The organism is Hymenobacter guriensis, assembly GCF_015773195.1.
GTDB lineage: Bacteria > Bacteroidota > Bacteroidia > Cytophagales > Hymenobacteraceae > Hymenobacter > Hymenobacter guriensis.
Genome location: NZ_JADWYK010000003.1, coordinates 117,669 through 140,445 on the forward strand (window position 1 = coordinate 117,669; position 22,777 = coordinate 140,445).

Genomic DNA, 22,777 nt, shown 5'->3' on the forward strand with positions numbered 1-22,777 from the left:
TGGGATTCGCACTTTATACCGCAAGGCGTCTTTGCCCGGCAGCCCGGCTAAGCTTCGTCCTGCTCCACGTAGTCGAGGTCTTTGCCGAAGCTTTCGGGTAGGCTGCTCACGGCCCAGAAGGCAATCAGCAAAGAGCCCGCGCCCAGCAACGCCGCGCTGCCGATGAGCCCCAGCGGCCCCCGCAACGCCTGAAACAGCGGCACCAGCAGCACCACCGAGCCGCGGGCAAAGTTGGGTGCTGTGGTAGCTACCGTGGCCCGCAGGTTGGTGCCGAACTGCTCGGCGGCCACCGTCACGAACAGCGCCCAGAAGCCCACCGAAATGCCCAGCACAAAGCACACGGCGTAAAACACCGTGGGCGAGGCACCATGCACCGCAAACAGGTACACGCCCACCATCACGCCGCAAAACACCAGAAACAACTGCAGCGCCCGGTTGCGGCTGCGCAGCACCTGGCTGAGCGTGCCGCTGGCAAAATCCCCGAACACCAGCCCGAAGTAGCACCAAAACACGCCCAGTCCGGCCGTGACCGGCCCGGTGATGCCCATAGCCGTGCTGAACTCCGGGGCCAGCGTAATCAGGATGCCGACCACAAACCACAGCGGCACCCCAATAAGCAGGCACTTGGCATAGCGGGCCAGCCGGCGGCGGTTGGTGAACAAGGCCAGAAAGTTTCCGCGCTCCACGTCACTTTTCTTGGTTTGCTCGAACATACCCGACTCGTACACGCCTACCCGCAAGGCCAGCAGCGCTAAGCCGAGCCCGCCACCCACGAAGTAGGCATTGCGCCAGCCAAACCGAGCCCCCACCCAATAGGCCAGCATGGCTCCCGATACGCCCACGGTGGCCACAATCATGGTGCCGTAGCCGCGCTTTTCCTTGGGCAGCGTTTCGGCCACCAGCGTGATGCCCGCGCCCAGCTCCCCAGCCAGCCCGATGCCGGCAATCAGCCGCAGCCAGGCGTACTGGTCGATGGTCTGCACGAAGCCGTTGGCCAGGTTAGCCAGTGAGTAGAGCAGGATGGAGCCGAACAGCACCGACAGCCGCCCGCGCTTATCCCCCAGAATGCCCCACAGCACCCCGCCCAGCAGCATACCGCCCATCTGCATATTGATGAGGTACAGGCCCTGGTTGGTTACCGCGTCTTTGGCCGTGATGCCCAGCTCGTTCAAACTATCCACCCGCACTATGCTGAACAGAATCAGGTCATAGATATCCACGAAATAGCCCAGCGAAGCAACAATGACGATGGCCGAAAACAGGCCGGTAGTTTTGGGAGAAGCGGGGGCAGACATGCAGGCAGGAAAGAAGTTCGCCCCCGCAGATTACGAAGATTTACTTGCTCCGCAACGCATGGCAACGGCGGTATTACTCCTTAATCATTTCCTTCAGCTCTTGAAACGCCATGCTGAGCAGGGCTAAAGCATGCCGTTCGAGAGTTTTCGGCTACGGCTAGGTCTCTAATCCACGCGAATCCAACGGACGCGAAAGGTGGCCGCGGCCCCGGTGTTGTGCACCCAGATGTTGATTGTGTTGTCGTTGACGTACTCGTAGCTGAGGCTGACGTACCGGCCCGCGCCCGGGTCCCCGGTGTCTTCGACGCTCAGCATCAGGGTGGGCTTGTAGCCCAGGTTGTGCGTCCAAGGGAAGTGGCCCCGGATGTTGGCGCCCAGACTCAGGGGTTGGGAATAGGTGGTCTGGCGGATGCTGCCGTTCACGTCGAGGGTGCGCTGGGGGTTGTCGGTGCCGATGCCCACGTTGCCGCTGTCATCGATGCGCATCCGCTCCCGCCAGCCGCTGCCCGTGCCGGTGAGGAAGCGGTGGGTGCCCGCCAGGCCGTTGTTTGGGCCGGCGTAGTAGTTGAGCAGCCAGCCTGCGGCGTGTTCGAGCTTGGAGCCGTTGGCCCCGACGGCCTGGGTAAACCAGATTTTGTCCGCGTCGTTGGTGCTGTAGCGGATGGGCATCGTGGCGGTATGGTCGCCCAGGTTGTCGGCGTTATCGGGCAAGGTCACCGAATTGCCCCCGCTGATGCCCAGCGTCTGCCCGCTCAGCGTCAGCGTCTGCGGCGCCGGCGTGGGCAGCGTCACCGAGTTGCCGCCGGCCACGGTCAGCGTCTGCCCGTTCACGCTCAGGGCCGGCACTGGCGAATTGGCGCCCCCGATCAGGCGGACTTTGTTGTTGTTGTAGTCGGCCACGTACACCGTGCCCTGCCGGTCCACGGCCAGGCCGATGGGCGTGTTGAACGAGGCGGCGGCACCGGGCCCGTCGGAGCTGCCGGCAGTGCCGGTGCCGGCCACCGTGCTTACCTGCCCGCCGCGCACCACGCGCACCCGGTGGCTGTTGGGGTCGGCCACGTACACGGCGCCCTGCCCGTCGACGGCCACCCCGGTAACCGACGTGAACTGGGCGGTGGCGGCCGGCCCGTCGGCGTACCCCAGGGTGCCTGAGCCGGCCAGGGTGCTTACCTGCCCGTCGCGGATCAGGCGGACTTTGGCGTTGCCTTGATCGGCCACGTACACGGCCCCGGCCGCATCCACGGCCAAGCCGTAGGGCTGGTTGAATTGCGCCGAGGCGGCGGGCCCGTCGGTGCTGCCGACGGTGCCGGTACCGGCCAGCGTACTCACCACCCCGCCGCTGATAAGGCGAATATTGTGGCCTTGGGAGTCGGCCACGTACACCCGGCCCTGGGCATCGACGGCCACGCCCAACGGTTCGCGGAAGGTAGCGGCGGCAGCGGGCCCGTTGGCGGTGCCGACGGCGCCGGTGCCAGCCAGGGTGCTCACCTGCCCATTGTTGATGACGCGGATTTTGCGGTTGTTCTGGTCGGCCACGTACACCGTAGTGCCGGCCGCGTCGACGGCCACGCCCACCGGGTTGTTGAACTGCGCCGAGGCGGCGTGGCCGTCGGCGCTGCCGGGGTTGCCGGAGCCGGCCAGCATACTCACCACCCCGTTGCGAATCACGCGGATGCGGTGGGACAACTGGTCGGCCACGTACACCGTGCCGTACGCATCCACCGCGACGCCCCGGATGGCGCGAAAGGCGGCGGCAGTAGCCGGCCCGTCGGTGTAGCTATTAGTGCCCGAGCCGGCCAGGGTGCTGACCAATCCGCTGGTCGGCACGCCGGGCAGCAGGCCACTGGCATCGGGCTGGATGCCGGTGCTCAGGTTCAGCCAGGCGGTGCCGGAGAAATAGTAGTAGCCAGCCACGCCATCGGTCTGGTACACCAGCAGACCAGTAGCCGGACTCGGAATGGCAGCGCGCTGGGCCGAAGTCAGGCGGGGTGGCAGCAGGCCCTTGTCGGTGGCCTTTACGTCGAGGGCGGCGGAGGCGTCGGGCGTGGTGGTACCGATGCCCACGTTCTGGGCGAAGACTGCGGCGGGCGCAACCAGCAGCAAAGCGAGCAAACCGGCGCGCAGGAAACGTATCGAGTGCATCACAGGAAACTTGTGCGGTACCCGCCCGGCATTAGGCCGCGCGGCGTTGCAAACCAACAGGGGCGAAAATATCCGCCAGCCGGATAGGGTGCCAGGGAATGTGGGTGAACGACGGATAGCGGGAGGTCAACGCCCAGGCTTACGGAGTCGGCCCCGCCCTGGGCACTGCCGAGCCGTACCTTCCCCGAACCTCGGATCAGGCCTTATGCATTCTGCTCGTGGCCGATATGCCCACTAATGCACTACGCTTCGAAGCCGACAGCCTAGCCGAAACGAGCCTGCGGGAGCTACTGGCGGAGCAGTCTGGGTATCAGCCACGCGCCGCCGGGGCTGAATGAGCCTGACGACCTGGGTTTCTGAGAAACCAGCTCCGAACGCGAAAACGCCCCCGTACCAGCCAGCACGGGGGCGCTTTCGCGTTTGTCATTTACTACAATCGAAGCGGATGAACTGCGTGCCCGAAAGCGAACAACAATCTGCATCTTGCTCTGCCACCGCTTCTGGATCGAACCCTTTTCGGTCACGCGACGCAACTAGTTATCGGTAGAGCTTCTCAACGCTCCTATCCCAGTAGGGGCTAAGCAGCCGAATGATGCGGTCATGGTTGCCTTACACGATTATAGCCAGGTAAAGCGGGGCGAGACACTCTGGGACAACTTTGCCCGAGGCCGGTGGCGAGCAGCGGTAAACGGCAGCTTTACTTAAACGACAGGGGCACTACCAGCTTCGCGCTCAGCGTGCGGCCCATGTTGTACACCCCGGCGCGGCCGGTGGCGTTGTTTGCCGCCGCGTACTTCAGCCGGCTCAAGTGGTTCTGGTAGGCCACGTCGAACAGATTGTTGGCGGCCAGATACAGCGAAAACAGCGTGCGGCCTTTAGCGGAGGCTACCTCGGTGCCCACGCCCACGTTTACCAGGGTGTAGCCGGGCGTGCGGGTTTCGGTATCGAAGGCCGAGAACACGCGGTTCTGGGCGAAATTGTGCTCCACGGTGCCCCGGGCATACAGGTTGCGCAGCGCCGAGCGGCCCACCTTCCGGAAGTTCACCCAAAGCTCCGACTGAAACCGGTTGGCGGGAGTAAACGGCAGGTAGCGCTGCCCGGCCGGTTGGTCTAGCTGCACCGCCCGCACCATCGAAAACGAGTTTTCGAAGTGCAGCCAGTCGAGTGGGTGGGGGTGCAGGTCCAGACTTACTTCGCCCCCGGCCAGGCGGGCATCACCCTGCCCGTAGCGAAACACCCGGTCGCCATCCGCCGAGAGGGAGTCAGTGCCATCCTGAGAAGCCAGGCGGCGCGGGAAGATGTAGTTGCTAATGCGGTTGCGGAACACATCGGCCGTGAAGCTCACGTGGTCGGCCGTGAAACTCAGGCCTCCATCCAGCTGGAAGCTGGTTTCCGGCTTCAGGCCCGGCTCCCCGATTTCGTAGCGGGTGGTACCCTCGTGGATGCCGTTGGAGCCCAGCTCGGCAATGTTGGGTGCCCGGAAGCCCCGGGCCGCATTGGCTTTCAGCAGCCACTTGTCGCTCAGGTTATAGGCGCCACCTACGCTCCCGCTCACATTGCGAAAGGTGCTTTGGAAGCCCGCAAATTTTTCCTCACCCAGGCCCGGGGGTACCGGTTGTTCTTCCTCATCCAGAAACAGCGCGTCGGCTGTGATGCGGCGCACATCGTAGCGCAGGCCGCCGCTGAGGTCGAGCTTACCGAAGCTCTTTTTGGTGACGCCGAACATACCGCCATCCAGCAGGCGGTAAGCCGGAATCAGGAACTCCACACCCTTGTTCTGGTTCTCCTGCTGCATGCCGCTCAAGCCCAGTGTGGTGTGCCAGCCGTTTTTCTCGGGCAAAAACCAGCGCAGGGCGTAATCCACGGTGCGCAGCTGAAAAAACAACGACTTCTCGTAGTAGTCCTCGGGGTTGCCGAACTCCCGGCGCAGGTTCTGCTGCCAGCCCACGTTGAGCGTGAGGCGGTGCCGGCCCAGGATGAAGTTGTTGTCGGTGCCGATGCGCAGGTGGTTGATCTGCTGGCGGGGCACGTCGAGGCCGTAGCCGGAAAAGCCACTCCCGTTCACTAACTGCGTTTCGCCCAGGCTGTTTACCCGCGTAAACCGGCCCGAAGTAGAGTCCCGCTCCCCCTCAATCAACCCCAGGATCTGGTTGAAGGAGCTGAAGGTGAGGTGGGTGTAGCCCCAGCTTTTGTTCAGGCCCACGTAGCCGCTGCCGTCCAGTTCCCGGAACCCCGAGTTGTACACCCGGCCGTCGTACTTATTCCTATAATCGGCGGCCACCTTGCCCGAGCCGCGCACCTGCCAGTTCAGGCCACCCAGGTTGCCCGCGTTCCAGAGCGAGTAGCCCTGCTGGTAGTTGTTGGTCTGGTAGTTGGCCGTCACGGAGCCCAGAATCCGGCCATCCTCCACCGGGTCGGGCGCCAGAAAGTTGATGACGCCGGCCAGCCCGTCGGAACCGTACAGCAAGGAGCCGGGGCCCTTAATCACCTCGGCCCGGTCGATGCTGAACTCGTCGATTTCGATGCCGTGCTCGTCGCCCCACTGCTGGCCTTCCTGCTTGGCCCCGTTGTTCAGGGTGATGACGCGGTTGGCCCCCAGCCCCCGGATAACCGGCTTGCTGATGGCCGCGCCGGTGGTAATCTGGTTGAGGCCGGGCGTGTGGGCCAGGGCATCCACGGCGTTGGTGGCGGCTGTCTGGCGCAGGCGCGTTTGGTCTACCACACTGGTGGGCACCGGGGAGCGGCGCATCTCCGTGCTGGCCGATACGCCCGTCACAATCACCTGCCCGATTTCAGTTTCGGCGGGGGTGAGGGCAACCTCCAGCGCCGTGCCGGTGCTGGTGTCTACGGTGCGCACCACGGGCGTGTAGCCCACGAAGCGCACCTGCATCAGAAAGCGGCCCTGCGGCATGTTGGCAAACCGGAACGTGCCATCGGCTGCCGTAGCGGTGGCTTGTTTTACATCGGGGAAAATTACCGTAGCGCCCGGCAGCGGTTCGCCGGTAGCAGCATCGGTTACCAGGCCGGTTACGGGGGCCGCCGTGCGGGTAGCCCGGGCCGGCAGGCTCGGCCGCGGGGCGTTTTGGGCTTGGATTACGCTATTGCCGGCCAGCAGCAGTAGGCCCGCAGCTATAAAGGATGATTTCATGCTGAAAAATGTGCGCACTGAGGCAGGCAGCAATGGCCGGGCATTCAGGGCGAAGAAGTAAGTGAAGCTGCCGGAGAAGCCCAGGCGTCAACCTCCGGTTTCTGCTCAGCCTGGAACAGATACAGCGTACCGTCTGCTGTATCCGGCGAAGGAAAGCAGATAGATAGGCTAAGGCTGGAATGGAGGTGACGAGCAGTGAGCCAGCAGGCGAAAGCGCCCGACTGGCCAGTGCGAAGTGGACCGCGGCGGCAGATGGCGCGCTCCAGGGCTATACAGTAGGGTTTATGCCCGGGCCGGCGGGCCCCGCAGGTATGCGGTAGGTACCGTAGCGGCCCGGCCCACAGAAGCTACAGCTTCCGTAGCAGGCGCTACATATTGGTAAAAGGGTACAGGCAATTCCAGCGGTGGAGCCAGCTGAAACGGGACGTGGTGAAACTGGTCGACGGGGCAGTGCTGGTGCTTGGGGCTGACCAGCTTTTTGCCCGGTTGCGCCGACGCTGTTTCCTCCGTGGTGTGTTCGTGCGCGTGTAGCTGGAGCACCCACGCCTCCGGCAGCAGCACCCGCAAAAAGCAGAGCAGCAGCCAGCCAGCCAGCAAGGAACGACGCGACGCCATGACAAAAAATCAGCAGGACCGAACTAAAAGCCCGGCGCAAGATACTCGTTTCCGAAGCACACTGCCTGCCGCTATGCCTGGTAGCAGTAACGGATACCTGTGCACATTAATTGGCAACGCATTGATCATCAGGGAAAAATATTGACGTAATGTTTCCGCTTCACCTTTGCGCATGTTCTCACTGAAAAGCTTCTATCCTATGAAACACCTGGCTTTCCGTCTACTGCTTGCTCTAACGAATAATCTGCGGGCTCCTGGCCGCGCTACTGCTGAGCCCCCACTCTTCATTTGATTTATAAAAGGCAGGTCAGGGAGCTTATAGACGAATAGAATATGGGCTGAGTGTGAATGCCTGCGTAGAACCAGGTAACATACAAGCCCGTGAAATCAAGGAAACAACCGTAGTTCTGGAGAGCAGCGGGCAGCGTTTAGGATCTATGTATAAGAAAATATAAACATTCTATAGGAGGTTAATAAAAACGGGTAAGTGTATGGCGTAGTGTGGTTATTATGCTTTTTTTGTAGTCAAGCTAATAGCCTGACGACTGTGATATGTTATATTGAGAACTGTGTTCGGGTGCACTACAATGCCGAAGCGCAGCTGCTCCACTACGGGTGGTGCGGGGATACTATTACGACCGATGGATTGCGCCCGGCGCTGGAGGCCATTGCCGTGCTGGCTCAAAAGCTCCGGATCCGGCAGTGCCTGCTCGATATAAGCACGCTGCCGGCTATCAGCGTCGAAGACCAGTTCTGGCTGCTGCATACCTGGCTGCCCAAAGTGTGCGTGCCCACGGTAGAGTGCGTGGCCCTGATTGTGGGGAGCCGTCAGTATAATCTGATGGTGATTGAAAATATCCTGCGGGCTGGCCGCCGTTTTATTCACTTCGAGGTGCAGCTATTTTTCGAGCTGGAAGCGGCCTTCGATTGGTTGGTGGGTGGCCAGGAAGAAGCCGCCCAGCACCTGCTGGATGAGTGGCACAGCCCTCATTCGGTGTACGACGACGTGGAGGCTCTGCTCGTTAAGGCGCTGCCTTTGTGCCGGTAGCGGAGCCAGCCCAGCAGCACTACGGCCAGGCCGGCCGGCACCAGCGCCACGCCGGCCCACACGAAAAGGTTCTGCCGGAAAAACTGAATAAGCGAGAAACCGGCAATAACCAGGGCCATACCCGTACGCACGTACGCCAACAGCGTCCGCTCGTTGGCCATCTGGGTTCGTTCCAGGGCTAATAGGTCGCGCAGTTCACGAATTCGGGTGGAAGAGCCAGCCATGCTGATGTAGTAGCCGAGAGCCTGTAGTGTTGACGGTTGATGCCGGTATGTACGCAACGAAAATTGCTTCGGTTGGCGTGAGCAGGAATGGAGTAAGGGCCTATAGTTGCTGTCAATCTGGCAGCGTAAAGCCCGACTGGAATGGGTTTTGACTAGCGGCGCTATGGCCGCCGGCGGGGTAACCGCCGGGCGGCGAAGAGTTTTGTGTTTTACCTCCGTCTAGTTTTTACCAACCCGCCATGCAAGAGAAAGGCAGCATCTCGATTCATACCGAGAACATCTTTCCTATCATCAAGAAATTCCTGTACTCCGACCACGAAATCTTCCTGCGCGAGCTGGTGAGCAATGCCGTGGACGCCACCCAAAAGCTGAAAAGCCTGGGCCAGCTAGGCGAGTTCAAAGGGGAGCTGGGCGAGCTTAAGGTGAAGGTGAGCGTGGATAAGGAAGCCCGCACCATCACCATTTCCGACCACGGCCTGGGCATGACGGCCGAGGAAATCAAGAAGTACATCAACCAGATTGCCTTCTCCGGGGCTACCGAGTTTGTGGAGAAGTACAAGGAAAAGGATGCCGCCGCCAAAGACCAGATTATCGGTCAGTTTGGCCTGGGCTTCTACTCGGCGTTTATGGTAGCCCGCGAAGTTGAAATCTTCTCGAAGAGCTATAAGGAAGAAACCGAAGGCGCCCACTGGGTGTGCGACGGCAGCACCGAGTTCAGCCTCGAAACCACCGAGAAGTCCGACCGCGGCACCGACATCGTACTACACGTAGCCGAAGACTCCGACGAGTTTCTGGAGCCTGCCCGCCTGAAAGGCATCCTGAATAAGTACTGCAAGTTCCTGCCCATCGAAATCGAGTTCGAAGGCGAGGTTATCAATCAGACGGCGCCTATCTGGACTAAGCAGCCCTCGGAGCTGACCGACGAGGACTATGTGAAGTTCTATCAGGAGCTGTACCCGTTTTCGGAGCCGCCGCTGTTCTGGATTCACCTCAACGTCGATTATCCCTTCAACCTGACGGGCATTCTGTACTTCCCCAAGGTGAAGGACGAGCTGCAGTTCCAGCGCAACAAAATCCAGCTCTACTCGCGCCAAGTGTTTATTACCGATGAGGTGAAGGACGTGGTGCCTGAGTTCCTGATGCTGCTGCACGGCGTGATTGACTCGCCGGATATTCCGCTGAACGTGTCGCGCTCCTTCCTGCAGGCCGACGCCGCGGTGCGCAAAATCAACACCTACATCACCAAGAAAGTAGCCGACAAGCTGGCTGAGCTCTACCGCAAGGACCGCGCGGGCTACGAGCAGAAATGGTCCGACATTGGGCTGTTTGTGAAGTACGGCATGCTGTCGGACGAGAAGTTCTACGACAAAGCCAAGGACTTTGCGCTGGTGCAGAACGTGGGAGGCAAGTTCTTCACCCTGCCCGAGTACCAGGAGTTTGTGCAGGCCAACCAGAAAGACAAGAGCGAGCAGACCGTGGTTCTCTACACCACCGACGCCGAAGCCCAACACGGCTTCGTGCAGGCCGCTCAGGACCGCGGGTACGACGTGCTGAAGCTCGACGGCCCCCTCGACTCGCACTTTATTGGCCAGCTGGAACAGAAACTGGAGAAAACCACCTTCAAGCGCGTGGACGCCGACACCATCGGCAAGCTCATCGAGAAGGAGGAAAGCACCGAGAGCGTACTCAGCGACGACGACAAAACCAAGCTGCAGGAGCTCTACAAGGCAGCCATCAGCAACGAGCAGATGCATGTACAGGTAGAGGCCCTGTCGCCCCAGGATGCACCGGTTATCATCACCCTGCCCGAGTTCATGCGCCGCATGAAGGATATGCAGCGTGCCGGTGGCGGCGGTGGCATGCAGATGTTTGGCTCCCTGCCCGACTCTTACACCGTGAGTGTGAATGCCAACCACCCCATTGCCCAGCGTGTGCTGCACGCCGAGGGCGAAGCCGGCAGCAAGCTGGCCCGCCAGGCCTACGACCTCGCGCTGCTGGCCCAGGGCATGCTGAAAGGTGAGGCCCTCACAGCTTTTGTGAAGCGCAGCGCCGACCTGCTGGCCGCGGAGTAGCGGTAAGCTAGTGAGATGGTGAGTTAGTGATTTAGTGAGTTGTCATTGCGAGCTTAGCGAAGCAATCTGCCCTCTGAGCTGTGCTTTCCATTCTTTTACCAGAAAGCCCTTACTCGTACGCAACGGGTAGGGGCTTTTCACATAGTAGGGCTTCGGACGGATTGCTTCGGACACTGGCTTGATGCGCCACATGACTCGCAATGACAGTAGAACCTCAAACTCGCTAAGTCACCAACTCACCATTTCATCGCAGGGCACTATATGTCGGTATATTTACGTTTTATCGTCCGCTAGCTACTTCACTTTTCGCCAATGCGCCTGTTTCGTTTGCTGTACGTAGGGTTGGGGCTGATGCTGGGCCTGGGGGCCTGCTCGCCGCAGCTGGTATCGTTCAATAGTAAACCGGAGGCCCCTGCCATCCAGAACCGCCCGTCCGACACGCTCACTACCGCCCGCGACACGGTGGGCTCACCTTCCCTGGTGGCCAAGCGCGTGGCCCTGACCAAGGAGCAGGAAAAGCAGGCCAAGGAAAACGAAAAAGCAGCGCAGCGAAAAACCAAGAAGAAAAAGAAGAACATCTTCCTCGGGGAAAGAATCAAGCGCGGCTATACCAAGTCGGGGCCGAAAGGTAAAAATCAGGTGATTGAGGTGTTTTATTACCTGAAAACCTTCCAGCAGCCCAACGCCTACGCTCCGGCCCGCTACTACTTCAACCCCCGAAAAAAGAAGATTTTCAAAGCCACCACCGAGCTTGATCCGGCTGTCGACAAAGTGCTGCACGGCCCTTACAAGAAGCTGCAGGGTGGCAAAGTGGTAGAAACCGGTTACTACGCCGTGGGCACGCGCCACCTGCGCTGGGAGCGGTTCAACAAAGACAACATCCTGCTCAGCAAAGTCCACTACGAAATGGGCTTCCCGCGCGACGCCGCCATTACCTACTATGATGGGGAGCAGAAGCTGATCAAGGAGGTTATACCGTACCTGAACGGCAAACTGGAAGGTGACTACGTGCGCTACCTCGACAACGGGCAGCGCGACTGGGACGGGCAGTTTGAGAACGGCAAGAAAGTAGGGGAGTGGACGAAGTACTGGGGTTTCCGCAACCGCCGCCACTATGTGTACCAGTACGGCGAAACCGGCTACGACCCCGAAGTAACCACGCCTGAGCTGATAAAGGAGTACAACCGCAACGCCGTGCTGATCTTCGAGAAAGATAAGCTCGACAACCGAGGCAAGCCCGATAACTCCCGCCCCGGCGCCCGGAATTAGGACGTCAATTGCTTTCTGCTTTAAAGGCTGAATGGCTGCCCGTCATGCATCGGTTGCGGGGGGCTTTACCTTATTAATTTAATAAAATGCATCCTCGAAGTGCTCGATGCGGAAGCCGTGCGTGGTGCGGGTAAGGGCCAAGATGTCGAACCGAATGTCGCCGGGCCAGTTGAGCTCTTCCTGCACCTGCTCGGCGGCCAGCCGAAACAACTGCTGCTTGCGCGCCGTGACAAAGGTTTCGGGGTAGCCGTATTGCGTGCCGGAGCGGGCTTTTACCTCTACAAACACCAGCAGCTCCTGCCCGCGCTGCACAATCAGGTCTACCTCGGCGCGGCGGTAGCGGTAGCCCCGGTGCACCACCATGTAGCCCTGCTGCTGCAGAAAATCGGCGGCGGCGTCCTCGCCGGCCGCCCCGAGTTGGTGAGCCGCGTTGCTCATGCCGGCAAGCGCGTAAGCCAGGAATCCATAGCTGGAAAAACAGATTGGAGCTAAATCTAGTACCTTTGCGGAGAATTTAGCCCCGGCGGAACAAGCCCGGCCGTTGCCAAAGTGTCTGATCAGCCATTGTTTCGGCTGATGGCCTTACCTGCGCCCGTCTTGCCTGCCGAAGGGCCTGCCCTACGCTCCCCGCATGAATTCTCTGCTCTTTACCTGCGTAACAACCCCTCCGGTAGCCGCCCCCGAGGCCCCCGTTGCGGCGGGGGGCCGGCAGCCCGGACAAAACAGGTTGGTGCAGGTAGAGCGGCTGGGCGAGGTAGCGTACCAAACCGTCTGGGATTACCAGGAAGAGCTGTTGGCGGCCACGCTGGCCCTGAAAACCCGTAACCGCGCAGCAGCTGAGGCCGGCGAGCTTCCGGTGTCTACGCCAAACCACCTGCTGCTGTGCCAGCACCCGCCGGTGTATACGCTGGGTAAAAGCGGCAAGCCCGAGCACCTGCTGCTAGATGAAAGCGCCCTGGCGGCGCACGGGGCCACCTTCCACCGCATCAACCGCGGCGGCGACATTACCTTTCATGGCCCCGGCCAGCTGGTGGGCTACCCCATCCTGGACCTCGACAACTTCTTCACCGACATTCACCGCTACCTGCGTGTGCTGGAGGAAGCTGTCATCCGTACGCTGGCCGAGTATGGCCTGGCGGCCGGGCGCATTGCGGGCCTCACCGGTGTATGGCTTGATTTTGAGGTAGGAGCCCCCAATCCACGCAAAATCTGCGCAATGGGCGTGAAGTGCAGCCGCTGGGTAACCATGCACGGCTTTGCCCTCAACGTCAATACCGACCTCACGTATTTCGGCTACATCGTGCCCTGCGGCATCACGGACAAGGCGGTGACGTCTATGCAGCGCGAGCTGGGCCGTGAAATACCCGTAACGGAAGTTGAAAACCGCCTGCTCCCGCATCTGGCTACGCTTCTGGGCGCCGAATACGCTGTTTGATTTGCTATGAAAGAGGACATTCAGTTTGACCCGGTAGAAGGTGTGGCCATGGCCGTGGTGCCCGATGAAGCGGCAGCCACCGAAGACGGCCAGCCCGGCTGGCTGGTGTACCTGCTCAACTACAACGACTTTCCGCTTCAGAACGTCATTGTGAACTCCAACGGCTACGGCACCCAACCCACCGGCGAAGCCGTGCGCACCTCCACGCTACGTCATGTGTTGCTGGAAGTGCCGGCCCACAGCGCCGTGCCCATCGAGCCTATTGACCCCGGGCTGTTTCACCTCAACAACCAGTACTGGGTGAGCTACTACCGTGGTGCGCAGATCTTTGACAAAAAATACATCTTCGTGCCCGACTCCATTGTGCCGGCTAACCTCATCCCTATAGCCCTGCTCAACCAGGAAGGTATTCTGCATCACTAAAAGAAAGAACAAGGCAGTACATCCTCTATTGCTGTCATTGGCGTAAATGCTTCTCTTTGAGCTCTGATTTATGAATCCACTCGGTATTTCTCTGGGCCTCTCTTTTCTGTGGGCGTTTTTGGTGGCATTGTTCGCGGTGCCGTCCATCATTTATATCGCCCACCTGAAGAACATGCTCGATACCCCCAACGTGCGCACCGTGCACGAGTCCCTGACGCCGCGCCTGGGGGGAGTAGCCGTGTTTGCCGGATTCATGTCGGCGCTTACCATCTTCGCCAACCTGGAGCATGGCGTGCAGCAGCTGCTGGCCGGCTGCATCATCCTGTTTTTTGTGGGGCTCAAGGATGACCTGGTCAGTATCTCGGTTTCCAAGAAATTTGTGGGCCAGCTGCTGGCTACCGGTGTAGTCATGATTATGGCCGACATTCGCCTGACCAGCTTCCAGGGTATTCTGGGAATTCATGAGCTGCCTATCGGCATCAGCTATGCCTTCACTTTCTTCGTGATTGTGGGCATCACCAACGCCATCAACCTCATTGATGGTCTCGACGGCCTGGCAGGAAGTATTGTGCTTATCATCGTCAGTACATTCGGGTACTACTTCTACCGCTACGGCGGCGCCACCTACGGGAACTACGCCTTTGTATCTATCTGCGTGATTGGGGGAATGCTGGGTTTTCTGCGCTACAACTTCCACCGGGCCACCATTTTCATGGGCGACACCGGCTCGTTGGTTTGTGGCTTTATCGTGTCGTTTCTCACGATTCAGTTTATTGAGATGCGTCAGCCGTTTCCCACGTCGGCGCCTTCGGTGGCCGTGGGCGTGCTGTTCGTGCCGTTGTTTGATACCATCCGCGTGTTTATCGTGCGCATGATGGCAGGCCGCTCACCTTTCTCCCCCGATAAAAACCACATTCACCACCGCATTCTGGCCATGGGCTTCCAGCAAATCAGCACCGTTATGCTGCTGGCCCTGCTGAACTTAGTGGTTATTCTGTTCGTCATCAACTTTGCCTACCTGGGCAATACCTGGCTGATTGGCGGGCTGGTAGTCTTTTCGCTGGGGCTAAGCATATTTCTGGGCGTGTACCAGAGCAGAAGTGCCCGGCAGCGGGTGGCGTCCTAAGCTGGCTCTTCTTTCCCGTATGAACTGGCGGCAACTCGTACTGCTGGTAAGCTGGCTCCTGCTGGCGGCAGTGCCCGGTCGCGCGGCCGAGTACCGCCCGTTGCCGCCCCCGCCCCCCGTTGGCCTGTCGGATGATTGGTTGATTTACAAGCCGGGCCAGAATCGGCTGACGCTGTACCTGGCGGGCTACCATCAGCCCAGCCGTGCTTACTATCAATGGGTTAGCTTACAATCTGGTCAGCCTACGGTTATTACGTTTACCGCGCTTCAGAACCTCAGTCTTTTCCTCGATAACCAGCTGGTTTTTACCGCGCCCGAGGCTGGTTCCTACACGCTGGATCTGGCCCGCTTTGTGCCCGCCACCGGCCTCACGGCGAAGCACCTGCTGTGCATATGGCATCCAACTGCGCCGCCCGCTTACGCTTCGTTCGTGGATGCCGAACCGGCACCTATAGCCCGAAGTACGCACGCTGTGGCCCCCTTGCTGCCGCAGGAGCGGGTTTTGGGCTACCACAATGCCTACGTGTGCTTTCTGCTGTTGCTGGGGCTGCTCTATGGGGGTGTGCGTGTTACGTACCGGCCAGGTTTCAGCCGGATTTATGAGCTCAGAAGCTTTCTGAACAATTCTGCCGACCAGGATTTTTTGATCAAGCCCACTGCTACCTGGCTCAATCTGCTGCTGCTGCTGGTATTCTCGCTGTCGTTTGCGCTGCTGCTGGTAGCAGTGCATACCAGCCTGCAAAACGTGCTGATCCTGCGGCGGCTTTTCAACGTGCCAGAGTCGGCCATTGTGCTACGGGTGCTGCTATATACCGGGCTGGTACTGGCATTCGTGCTGTTGAAATACCCTTACATCTCCATCATGGGCTACATTTTCGACGTGCTGCCAGTAGTTACGGTGCAGTATCGCGAGTTTGTGCGCACTATCCTGCTGATTGGCCTAGCTCTTCCCTTCGTCGTTATCATCTACCTTACCCTTAATACTGCCGCGCCGGCTCTGGTTCTCTGGCTTTCCAACGGGGTGATTAGCTTTCTGTTAGTGGCCACGGTTGTCCGCATTGCCCTTACCCTGCATCGGAAGTCGTCGGTACTGAATCTACATTTGTTTTCGTACCTTTGCGCCACGGAAGTTATACCCCTCATTATTCTGCTAAAGCTTATCGTTTTCTAGCACTTAAACTGCTTTCCCATCTTTCCGGCAAGGTGCCACTCAGACTTTTCGCTTCTTTCTCATTCTCCTTATTGCCTAGTTTTACCTTTTTTTCTTACCATGGCCGACAGCAAAGAGCAACCGGGAACTGGCCGCCACGCGAAGCGCATCGCGAGCATACTGGTCACCCAGCCCAAGCCGACAGGAGACGTATCACCCTATTTTGCCATTGCGGAGAAATACGGCATTAAAGTAGATTTTCGGGAATTCATCCAGGTTGATCCGGTTCCCTATAAGGATTTTCGTAAAGAGAAAGTCAATATTCAGGAGCATACGGCCGTCATCTTCACCAGCCGCAATGCCGTCGACCATTTCTTCCGCATCTGTCAGGAAGCCAAGATTGAGATGCCGGCTGAGATGAAATACTTCTGTATTTCGGAGCAGACGGCCAATTACCTGCAGAAGTACATTGTACTGCGCAAGCGTAAGCTCTTCGTGGGCCAGCGCACCGCTGCCGATTTGTTTGACGTCATCAAGAAGCACAAGGGCGAGAAATTCCTGTATCCGTGCTCGGATATCCGCAAGGATGATATCCCGGAGTTTATGCGGGCCAATGGCTTCAAATTCACCGAAGCCGTTATCTACCGCACCGTAGCCAGCGACCTGTCGGACCTCTCGGATGTGAAGTATGACTGCATTGCTTTCTTCAGCCCGTCGGGTATCAGCTCCCTGTTTATCAACTTTCCCGACTTCACGCAGAACGGAACGCGTATCGCGGCGTTTGGCCCCACCACGGCCAAAGCAGTCATTGATGCCGGCCTGGAGCTTGACATCCAGGCACCGCACCCCAATGCGCCTTCTATGACCGGGGCTATAGAGCAGTATATCCTGCTGCACAGCGGTGCCCAGGCAAATGCAAAAGCCAAGTCAAATAAATAGACTAACTATCCGCGTTTTCCGTTGAAGAGTGGGCCAGCTGCCCTGAACCAGTGTAATGACCTTTTTCGTTACATTTGGTAGAGCAGCCCTGTCCCACTTTTCACGTAATACGGTCCTATTCGAACACAACTATGAGGGTTCCAGTACTGATTGGTACATTGGCCTGTCTGGCAACTGGCTCGGCGCTGGCTCAGCAGCAGCCCCAGTTTACGCACTATGGCTTCAATGGTATATACCTGAACCCTGCCTACGCGGGCGTGAAAGGATATGGGGAAATTACTACTATAGGCCGCTACCAATATCTGGGATATCAGGCTACTTTGCCGGAAGATGCGGGTGGCTCCCCACAAACCTATCTGTTGTCGGCCTCAGTGCCCGTAAAGTTCCTGCATGGTGGGCTAGGAGCAGTTTTATATCGTGACCGTATTGCGGAAACCAAAATAACCACGGCTAACGTTTCTTACGCCTACCATATAACCATAGGGGAAGGAAAGCTGGGAATCGGTGTCCAGGGAATCTACACCCATCTTGGAAAAGGCACATACCGGCCTGCCGAAGAGGGGGACCCAGCCGTGCCTAATGAAAGCGCCGATAGAAAGTTTGATCTGGGTACCGGGGTGTGGTACGAGTCCGAAAAACTCTATGCCGGGCTAAGCGTAAACAACCTGCTTCGGTCGAAGTACCAGTTCCAGAATGTTGATGGCAATACGGCCTCGTCCGTAACAGGTGAGAACCATGCGTATCTCACGCTGGGGTATAATATTGAAGCTACACCTTCCGTTGTGGTAACACCCACTGCTTTAGTGAAGATGGTATTGCCGGGTAAAGTAGGGGATGGGGGCAAGTTTTCGCAAAAAAGTACTTCGTTCGAACTAGGTGGGCGTGCTACGCTTGACGACAAGTATTGGGCAGGGCTTGGGTATCGTTTTCAAGAGTCGTTCCAGGGAATGCTGGGAGCGAGTTTCACTAAAGACAATGCCCTGCGAGTGGGGTACGCTTTTGATTTTATTGCATTTAATCAAGAAGCGCGTGCGTTTAGCTCACATGAGATTATGCTCTCCTACCGCCTGCCGCGCCCTGTCAGTATCTCTCGCCCAGCCATTCGCACTCCACGTTACAGTTTCTAGGCTTCAAGCGTGATTCGGCCTTTTCTGCCGTTGAATGAAGGTAAAACAAGCAGTCGGTTTAAGTTTTCGAAGAACCTTGACCCCCTTCATTTTAACCCGTATAAACCGGTATTCGCGGCTAGCTACGTGAAGTTGAACGAAATACTTGCGTACAAGAGTTGAACACATTAAATTTGCCTGCTGCAAAAATTGTAATCTTTGGGTATCGCGCCTCACAAGACTTTCGCTTCCGGACTATGAACAAGCTTTTCTTATTTCCTCTCGTTGCTGCTTCGGCCCTGTTGTTGGGAAGCTGTGGTTTTGGCAAAGGGCCGCAGGGTGACCTGATTGGCTCCGAAGACCGCCCGGAATTCAACCCGCAGGAAGTGCCTTTTGGCATGGTGCCCTGCCCCGGTGGCACGTTCCACATGGGTCAGACTGACCAGGATATTTCGGCCTCCATGGTAAACATGAACAAGCAGGTAACCATTGCCGGCTTCTACATGGATGAGACGGAAATTACCAACAATGAATACCGTCAGTTCATGGACGCCATCCGGCAGGACTCTATTGACGTGCTCGGCGAGGAATACGTGATGACGGAATTGTACCCCGACTCTACGGTGTGGGTGCGTGACTTCACCTATCACATGGGCGACCCGCTGATGGAGTACTACTACACGCACCCTGCTTTCGACGATTACCCGGTGGTGGGCGTCGACTGGTTTGCGGCCAAGTATTTCTGCAACTGGCGCACCAAAAACAAAAATGCTTCGAACGAAGAACTGGGCCTGGCTCCCACGCCCAACTTCCGCCTGCCCTCTGAGGCCGAGTGGGAGTACGCCGCTCGTGGTGGCCGCGACCTGGCTACGTATCCCTGGGGTGGCCCTTACCTGCGCAACCAGAATGGCTGCATGCTGGCCAACTTTAAGCCGGGCCGTGGCGACTATGCCTCGGATGGTGCTGCCTATACCTCCGCAGTAGGCTCTTACTTCCCGAACGATTTTGGCCTCTATGATATGTCGGGCAACGTATCCGAGTGGTGCGACGACGCCTACATGGAAGCCTCGGTGCCCGTGGTGTGGGACTTGAACCCAACCAACCCCGATGACAACGAACCCCGCAAAGTAGTACGCGGCGGCTCTTGGAAAGACATTGCTTACTTCCTCGAAACCGGTACGCGCAACTTCGAATATCAGGATTCGGCCCGTTCGTACATTGGCTTCCGGACGGCAATGATTCAGATTGGTATGGGTACTAACACCTCTTTGAACTAAGTCCGCTTTACTCTCTTAGTGTTTTCAACAACTCCAATTTCACCAACAACACAAGTACAATGGCACAAAAAGGCGGCAGTTTCCTGTATGACGTATTAATGCCGAAGATCTACGGTCTGGGTGCAGCAGTAGTAATCGTAGGCGCATTGTTTAAAATCCAGCACTGGGATGGTGCTGACATTATGCTCATCGTAGGTCTGGGCACGGAAGCGGTGATTTTTGCCCTGAGTGCCTTCCAGCCCACGCACAAAGACCCCGACTGGTCGCTGGTATACCCTGAGCTGAGCGAAGGTTATGACCCTTCGACCGGCAACGCCAGCTTTGCGGCGGAGTCAAACAGCAAGGGCCTGACCCGCAAGCTGGACGATATGCTGAAGGATGCCAACGTAACGCCCGAGGCTATTTCCTCGTTGGGTGCCGGCCTGAACCGTTTGAGCACCACCACGCAGCAGCTTTCTTCGCTGGGTGAGGCTACTAACGTAACGGACGAATATACGGCTAAAGTGCGCACCGCTGCTCAGTCGCTGGAGCGCATCAACGTGGCTTACTCGAACACGGTAGACGCTATTTCGGCTATGTCGAATGCTACCTCTGATGCCAAGGAGTATCACCTGCAGGTACAGAACGTAACCAAGAATCTGGGCGCGCTGAATGCGGTGTACGAAATGGAACTGCAGGATGCCAACACGCACCTGAAGTCCATGAACAAGTTCTACGGAACGTTGAGCCAGGCAATGGAGAACCTGACCGAAGCCGGCAAAGAAACCGAGCAGTTCAAGCAGGAAGTAACGAGCCTGACGTCCAACCTGACCTCGCTCAACCGCGTGTACGGCAACATGCTGAACGCCATGCGGGCTACCAGCTAAGCCGGAAGGCTAGCAGGAGGTTAGTGTCAGTTTCACAGATAAGAATAGAAAGAAACGATGGCGGGTGCTAAAGAGACACCGCGGCAGAAGATGATAGGCATGATGTACCTAGTACTGACTGCCCTTCTGGCGCTACAAGTAAACTCTGCGATTCTGCTCAAATTCAAATTTTTGGATGACAGCCTGATCGGAGTAAACGATAAGACGACCCAGGCTAACCAGGGTGCCGTGAAAGGCATTGAGGCGGCAGTAGCCAAAAACCGTAACCAGGCCCGTGACCTTGCCATATTGAAGCAAGGGCAGGAAGTGCGTGAGCGGACGGCTAAAATGGTGGCCTACCTGCGCGATATCCGTGAAAAGCTGCTGGCAGCTACTCAGGAGAAAGGCAAAGCTGAGATGAACATGAGTGGCGAAGACAAAGTCGCCATGACGATGTTGGGTGGCAAGAAAGATGGCGCAGCTTATCCCCTGAAAACTGTGCTGAACGAATACTCCACCTACATCAAGCAGTTCGTGCCAACTGCCGGCCCGCTGGCCCTGGATGCAAAAGACGACAAAGCCGTAACGGAGAAAGACCAGAAAAACAAAGACTTCGCCGAGCTTAACTTCGAGAATACTCCCGTAGTAGCCGCTTTAGCGGTTCTTTCCCAAAAGGAAACTGAAGTATTGAAATACGAGGCCGATGCTCTGAACCAATTGGGACAGAAAGTAGGTGCACAAACTATCGTTTTCGATAAAGTAGGTGCTTTTGCCAGCGCTGAGTCGAATACAGTAGCTGCCGGTACCAAGTATAAAGCAGAACTGTTTCTGACCGCTTCTGCTTCGTCGTTGCGCCCGAGCATGACGCTGAATGGTTCGCCTCTGCAGGTTGGCCCTGATGGCCATGGTAAAGTGGAATTTACAGCGCGTCCTGGCAACTTCGATGCCTCTGGTAGTGCTAAGGCATCTTGGAAAGGCACTATCCGCTTCAACCAGAATGGCCGTGATACAACCTTCAACGTAACGGTACCTTACACCGTCACCAAACCCGTGATGCAGATCCAGTCGGCTTCGGTACAGGCGCTGTACTTCAAGTGTGGCAACAAGCTGAATGTATCGGTTCCTGCTTTGGGGGCGCAGTATAAGCCTGGTTTCTCGGCTTCGGGTGCTTCGGTAATTCCCGGCTCGAAAACGGGTGACGTGACCCTCGTTCCTAATGCTCGTGAGGTAACGCTCAGCGTAAGCAGCGGTGGCAATGCCATTGGTTCGCAGACGTTCCAGGTACGCCCCATTCCCAAGCCCGACATCAAGTGCTTTGTAGGCGGCCGTGAAGCCAACGAAAAACAAGGAACGCCCATTGTAGCCGTTCGGAACATGAATATGAGAGCGGTGCCGGATGCCGGCTTTGCTACCTTCCTGCCCGAAGATGCCCGGTACCGGGTATCCCGCTACGAAGTGACGCTGGTACGTGGCCGTCGTCCGGCCATGGGCACGCGTTCCATCAGTGGTCCTGATGCCAACCTGACGGACGTGGTAAATGCCGCTCAATCGGGTGACCGTCTCTACATTGAAGTAAAAGAAGTACAGCGCAAAAACTTCCAGGATAACACTGAGAATGTAAATGTTGCCAAGAGCTTCAATATTCCCTTGCTGTAAGCGTTGTTAGCATTGTCTTTGTACTAACAGCTTTTTCACTTACTCCGGTATGAACAAATTCCTCTCCTTCGCCGCTCTGGCGGCCGGCCTGACGCTGTCGGTAGCAGCATCGGCTCAGGAACAAGCCACTACCGCGAGCAGCAACGGCTCGTACCGCCCGATTCCCAACTCGGACATTATGTTCCGTAAGACGATCTGGCGTATGATTGACCTGCGCGAAAAGCAAAACAAACCGATGTTCTCGTCGGGGCGGGAGATAAGCCAGGTTATTCTGGATGCGGTCCGTCGTGGTGAACTGCAGGCGTACAAGGATGATTCGCTGGCCCGCACGCTGACCCGTGAGGAAGTGGCTGCCAACAGCTCCTACACCGATCAGACCAGCGTTTCGTTGAGCGACGAGGAGCGTGCTGCTGGTTTGGATGCCGGTGACAGCTGGGATACTCCGGCGCCTGCTGCCCGCAATGGCCGCAACGGACGTAACGCCCGGGCTGCTACGCCTCCCAAGCCGGTTGCTCCCCCAAGCAACGCTTACCGGGCAAAAGACCTGTATCAGATTGAGCTGAAGGAGGATATGATTTTTGACAAGAAACGGTCAAGAATGTATCATGACATCAAAACGCTGACGTTGTTCGTGCCCGCTGGTGCTCCCGGCAATGAGAAGCCATACGACGTAGCCATCGGCACCTTCAAGTACAGCGACCTGGTGCGCATGTTCCGTAACAATCCGGACAAAGCCATCTGGTTCAACCCGCAAAACGATGCTCAGCACAAAAACCTGGCTGATGCATTTGAGCTCTGGCTGTTCAACTCTTATATCGTGAAGGTATCCAACCCCAACAACGCGCGTCTTTCCGACGTGTATGGCGGGGAGCGGGAAGGCATTCTGGCCTCGCAGCAAGCCGCTACCGACCTCATCGAGTACGAGTACAACCTGTGGTCCTTCTAATAGCAGATTAACTACAGTCAGCTATGCTACTAAAAAAGCCCCGGACAGCTGTCTGGGGCTT

At 57.8% G+C, this 22,777-nt stretch carries 19 protein-coding genes; 13 read left to right on the forward strand and 6 right to left on the reverse strand.

Going from position 1 to position 22,777, the window contains the following annotated elements:
• Window positions 1–47: 47 nt before the first annotated feature.
• From I5L79_RS06465 to I5L79_RS06480, 4 genes are all read right to left on the reverse strand, one after another.
• The gene (locus I5L79_RS06465) at window positions 48–1,295 is read right to left on the reverse strand and encodes an MFS transporter (RefSeq protein ID WP_196954215.1); all 1,248 of its coding nucleotides are present in this window, start codon (window positions 1,293–1,295) and stop codon (window positions 48–50) included.
• Window positions 1,296–1,460: 165 nt separating this feature from the next.
• Window positions 1,461–3,437: an NHL repeat-containing protein gene (locus tag I5L79_RS06470; protein WP_394368790.1), complete on the reverse strand. Its 1,977-nt coding sequence runs from the start codon at window positions 3,435–3,437 to the stop codon at window positions 1,461–1,463.
• A 697-nt stretch (window positions 3,438–4,134) separates the two neighbouring features.
• Window positions 4,135–6,585 (reverse strand): TonB-dependent receptor, encoded by a 2,451-nt coding sequence (locus I5L79_RS06475; protein ID WP_196954217.1) that lies wholly within the window; start codon window positions 6,583–6,585, stop codon window positions 4,135–4,137.
• 282 nt (window positions 6,586–6,867) lie between these two features.
• Window positions 6,868–7,200 carry a hypothetical protein gene (locus I5L79_RS06480; protein WP_196954218.1) on the reverse strand — a complete coding sequence of 111 codons (333 nt, stop codon included), beginning with the start codon at window positions 7,198–7,200 and terminating at the stop codon, window positions 6,868–6,870.
• 547 nt (window positions 7,201–7,747) lie between these two features.
• Between I5L79_RS06480 and I5L79_RS06485 the strand changes: the two genes are divergently transcribed.
• Window positions 7,748–8,248: a hypothetical protein gene (locus I5L79_RS06485; RefSeq protein ID WP_196954219.1), complete on the forward strand. Its 501-nt coding sequence runs from the start codon at window positions 7,748–7,750 to the stop codon at window positions 8,246–8,248.
• Here I5L79_RS06485 and I5L79_RS06490 read toward each other — a convergent pair.
• The gene (locus I5L79_RS06490) at window positions 8,188–8,472 is read right to left on the reverse strand and encodes a YidH family protein (protein ID WP_196954220.1); all 285 of its coding nucleotides are present in this window, start codon (window positions 8,470–8,472) and stop codon (window positions 8,188–8,190) included. The two genes, I5L79_RS06485 and I5L79_RS06490, sit on opposite strands and share 61 nt — an antisense overlap.
• Window positions 8,473–8,711: 239 nt before the next feature.
• Here I5L79_RS06490 and htpG point away from each other — a divergent pair, with 239 nt between their 5' ends.
• Window positions 8,712–10,544: a molecular chaperone HtpG gene (gene htpG, locus I5L79_RS06495; protein ID WP_196954221.1), complete on the forward strand. Its 1,833-nt coding sequence runs from the start codon at window positions 8,712–8,714 to the stop codon at window positions 10,542–10,544.
• A 312-nt stretch (window positions 10,545–10,856) separates the two neighbouring features.
• The gene (locus I5L79_RS06500) at window positions 10,857–11,813 is read left to right on the forward strand and encodes a toxin-antitoxin system YwqK family antitoxin (RefSeq protein WP_196954222.1); all 957 of its coding nucleotides are present in this window, start codon (window positions 10,857–10,859) and stop codon (window positions 11,811–11,813) included.
• A 78-nt stretch (window positions 11,814–11,891) separates the two neighbouring features.
• On the opposite strand, the gene I5L79_RS06505 is transcribed toward I5L79_RS06500, so the two are convergent.
• Window positions 11,892–12,251: a YraN family protein gene (locus I5L79_RS06505; protein ID WP_196954223.1), complete on the reverse strand. Its 360-nt coding sequence runs from the start codon at window positions 12,249–12,251 to the stop codon at window positions 11,892–11,894.
• A 193-nt stretch (window positions 12,252–12,444) separates the two neighbouring features.
• Between I5L79_RS06505 and lipB the strand changes: the two genes are divergently transcribed.
• The 10 genes from lipB to porN all read left to right on the forward strand — a co-directional run bounded on the left by lipB (window position 12,445) and on the right by porN (window position 22,716).
• Window positions 12,445–13,248, forward strand: coding sequence for a lipoyl(octanoyl) transferase LipB (gene lipB, locus I5L79_RS06510; protein ID WP_196954224.1), 804 nt, complete (start codon window positions 12,445–12,447; stop codon window positions 13,246–13,248).
• A gap of 6 nt (window positions 13,249–13,254) precedes the next feature.
• Window positions 13,255–13,671: a hypothetical protein gene (locus I5L79_RS06515; protein WP_196954225.1), complete on the forward strand. Its 417-nt coding sequence runs from the start codon at window positions 13,255–13,257 to the stop codon at window positions 13,669–13,671.
• Between the two features lie 70 nt (window positions 13,672–13,741).
• On the forward strand, window positions 13,742–14,797 hold the full coding sequence (locus I5L79_RS06520) for an MraY family glycosyltransferase (protein ID WP_231402875.1): 1,056 nt from the start codon (window positions 13,742–13,744) through the stop codon (window positions 14,795–14,797).
• Between the two features lie 19 nt (window positions 14,798–14,816).
• Entirely contained in the window at window positions 14,817–15,968 is a 1,152-nt protein-coding gene (locus I5L79_RS06525) for a DUF4271 domain-containing protein (protein WP_196954226.1), read from the forward strand.
• A gap of 99 nt (window positions 15,969–16,067) precedes the next feature.
• The gene (locus I5L79_RS06530; protein ID WP_196954227.1) at window positions 16,068–16,886 is read left to right on the forward strand and encodes a uroporphyrinogen-III synthase; all 819 of its coding nucleotides are present in this window, start codon (window positions 16,068–16,070) and stop codon (window positions 16,884–16,886) included.
• A 131-nt stretch (window positions 16,887–17,017) separates the two neighbouring features.
• Window positions 17,018–18,013, forward strand: coding sequence for a PorP/SprF family type IX secretion system membrane protein (locus I5L79_RS06535; RefSeq protein WP_196954228.1), 996 nt, complete (start codon window positions 17,018–17,020; stop codon window positions 18,011–18,013).
• A 236-nt stretch (window positions 18,014–18,249) separates the two neighbouring features.
• Window positions 18,250–19,269 carry a T9SS ring complex lipoprotein PorK/GldK gene (porK, locus tag I5L79_RS06540; protein ID WP_196954229.1) on the forward strand — a complete coding sequence of 340 codons (1,020 nt, stop codon included), beginning with the start codon at window positions 18,250–18,252 and terminating at the stop codon, window positions 19,267–19,269.
• A 59-nt stretch (window positions 19,270–19,328) separates the two neighbouring features.
• Window positions 19,329–20,135, forward strand: coding sequence for a type IX secretion system motor protein PorL/GldL (gene porL, locus I5L79_RS06545; protein ID WP_196954230.1), 807 nt, complete (start codon window positions 19,329–19,331; stop codon window positions 20,133–20,135).
• A 57-nt stretch (window positions 20,136–20,192) separates the two neighbouring features.
• Window positions 20,193–21,770, forward strand: coding sequence for a type IX secretion system motor protein PorM/GldM (gene porM / locus I5L79_RS06550; protein ID WP_196954231.1), 1,578 nt, complete (start codon window positions 20,193–20,195; stop codon window positions 21,768–21,770).
• Between the two features lie 49 nt (window positions 21,771–21,819).
• Window positions 21,820–22,716, forward strand: a complete 897-nt coding sequence (gene porN, locus I5L79_RS06555; RefSeq protein WP_196954232.1) for a type IX secretion system ring subunit PorN/GldN — start codon at window positions 21,820–21,822, stop codon at window positions 22,714–22,716.
• Window positions 22,717–22,777: the final 61 nt, after the last annotated feature.

Coding starts and splice junctions, on each gene's coding strand:
- I5L79_RS06465 (WP_196954215.1), bottom strand. CDS start 1,295: ATGTCTGCCCCCGCTTCTCCCAAAACTACCGGCCTGTTTTCGGCCATC.
- I5L79_RS06470 (WP_394368790.1), bottom strand. CDS start 3,437: ATGCACTCGATACGTTTCCTGCGCGCCGGTTTGCTCGCTTTGCTGCTG.
- I5L79_RS06475 (WP_196954217.1), bottom strand. CDS start 6,585: ATGAAATCATCCTTTATAGCTGCGGGCCTACTGCTGCTGGCCGGCAAT.
- I5L79_RS06480 (WP_196954218.1), bottom strand. CDS start 7,200: ATGGCGTCGCGTCGTTCCTTGCTGGCTGGCTGGCTGCTGCTCTGCTTT.
- I5L79_RS06490 (WP_196954220.1), bottom strand. CDS start 8,472: ATGGCTGGCTCTTCCACCCGAATTCGTGAACTGCGCGACCTATTAGCC.
- htpG (WP_196954221.1), top strand. CDS start 8,712: ATGCAAGAGAAAGGCAGCATCTCGATTCATACCGAGAACATCTTTCCT.
- I5L79_RS06500 (WP_196954222.1), top strand. CDS start 10,857: ATGCGCCTGTTTCGTTTGCTGTACGTAGGGTTGGGGCTGATGCTGGGC.
- I5L79_RS06505 (WP_196954223.1), bottom strand. CDS start 12,251: ATGAGCAACGCGGCTCACCAACTCGGGGCGGCCGGCGAGGACGCCGCC.
- lipB (WP_196954224.1), top strand. CDS start 12,445: ATGAATTCTCTGCTCTTTACCTGCGTAACAACCCCTCCGGTAGCCGCC.
- I5L79_RS06515 (WP_196954225.1), top strand. CDS start 13,255: ATGAAAGAGGACATTCAGTTTGACCCGGTAGAAGGTGTGGCCATGGCC.
- I5L79_RS06520 (WP_231402875.1), top strand. CDS start 13,742: ATGAATCCACTCGGTATTTCTCTGGGCCTCTCTTTTCTGTGGGCGTTT.
- I5L79_RS06525 (WP_196954226.1), top strand. CDS start 14,817: ATGAACTGGCGGCAACTCGTACTGCTGGTAAGCTGGCTCCTGCTGGCG.
- I5L79_RS06530 (WP_196954227.1), top strand. CDS start 16,068: ATGGCCGACAGCAAAGAGCAACCGGGAACTGGCCGCCACGCGAAGCGC.
- I5L79_RS06535 (WP_196954228.1), top strand. CDS start 17,018: ATGAGGGTTCCAGTACTGATTGGTACATTGGCCTGTCTGGCAACTGGC.
- porK (WP_196954229.1), top strand. CDS start 18,250: ATGAACAAGCTTTTCTTATTTCCTCTCGTTGCTGCTTCGGCCCTGTTG.
- porL (WP_196954230.1), top strand. CDS start 19,329: ATGGCACAAAAAGGCGGCAGTTTCCTGTATGACGTATTAATGCCGAAG.
- porM (WP_196954231.1), top strand. CDS start 20,193: ATGGCGGGTGCTAAAGAGACACCGCGGCAGAAGATGATAGGCATGATG.
- porN (WP_196954232.1), top strand. CDS start 21,820: ATGAACAAATTCCTCTCCTTCGCCGCTCTGGCGGCCGGCCTGACGCTG.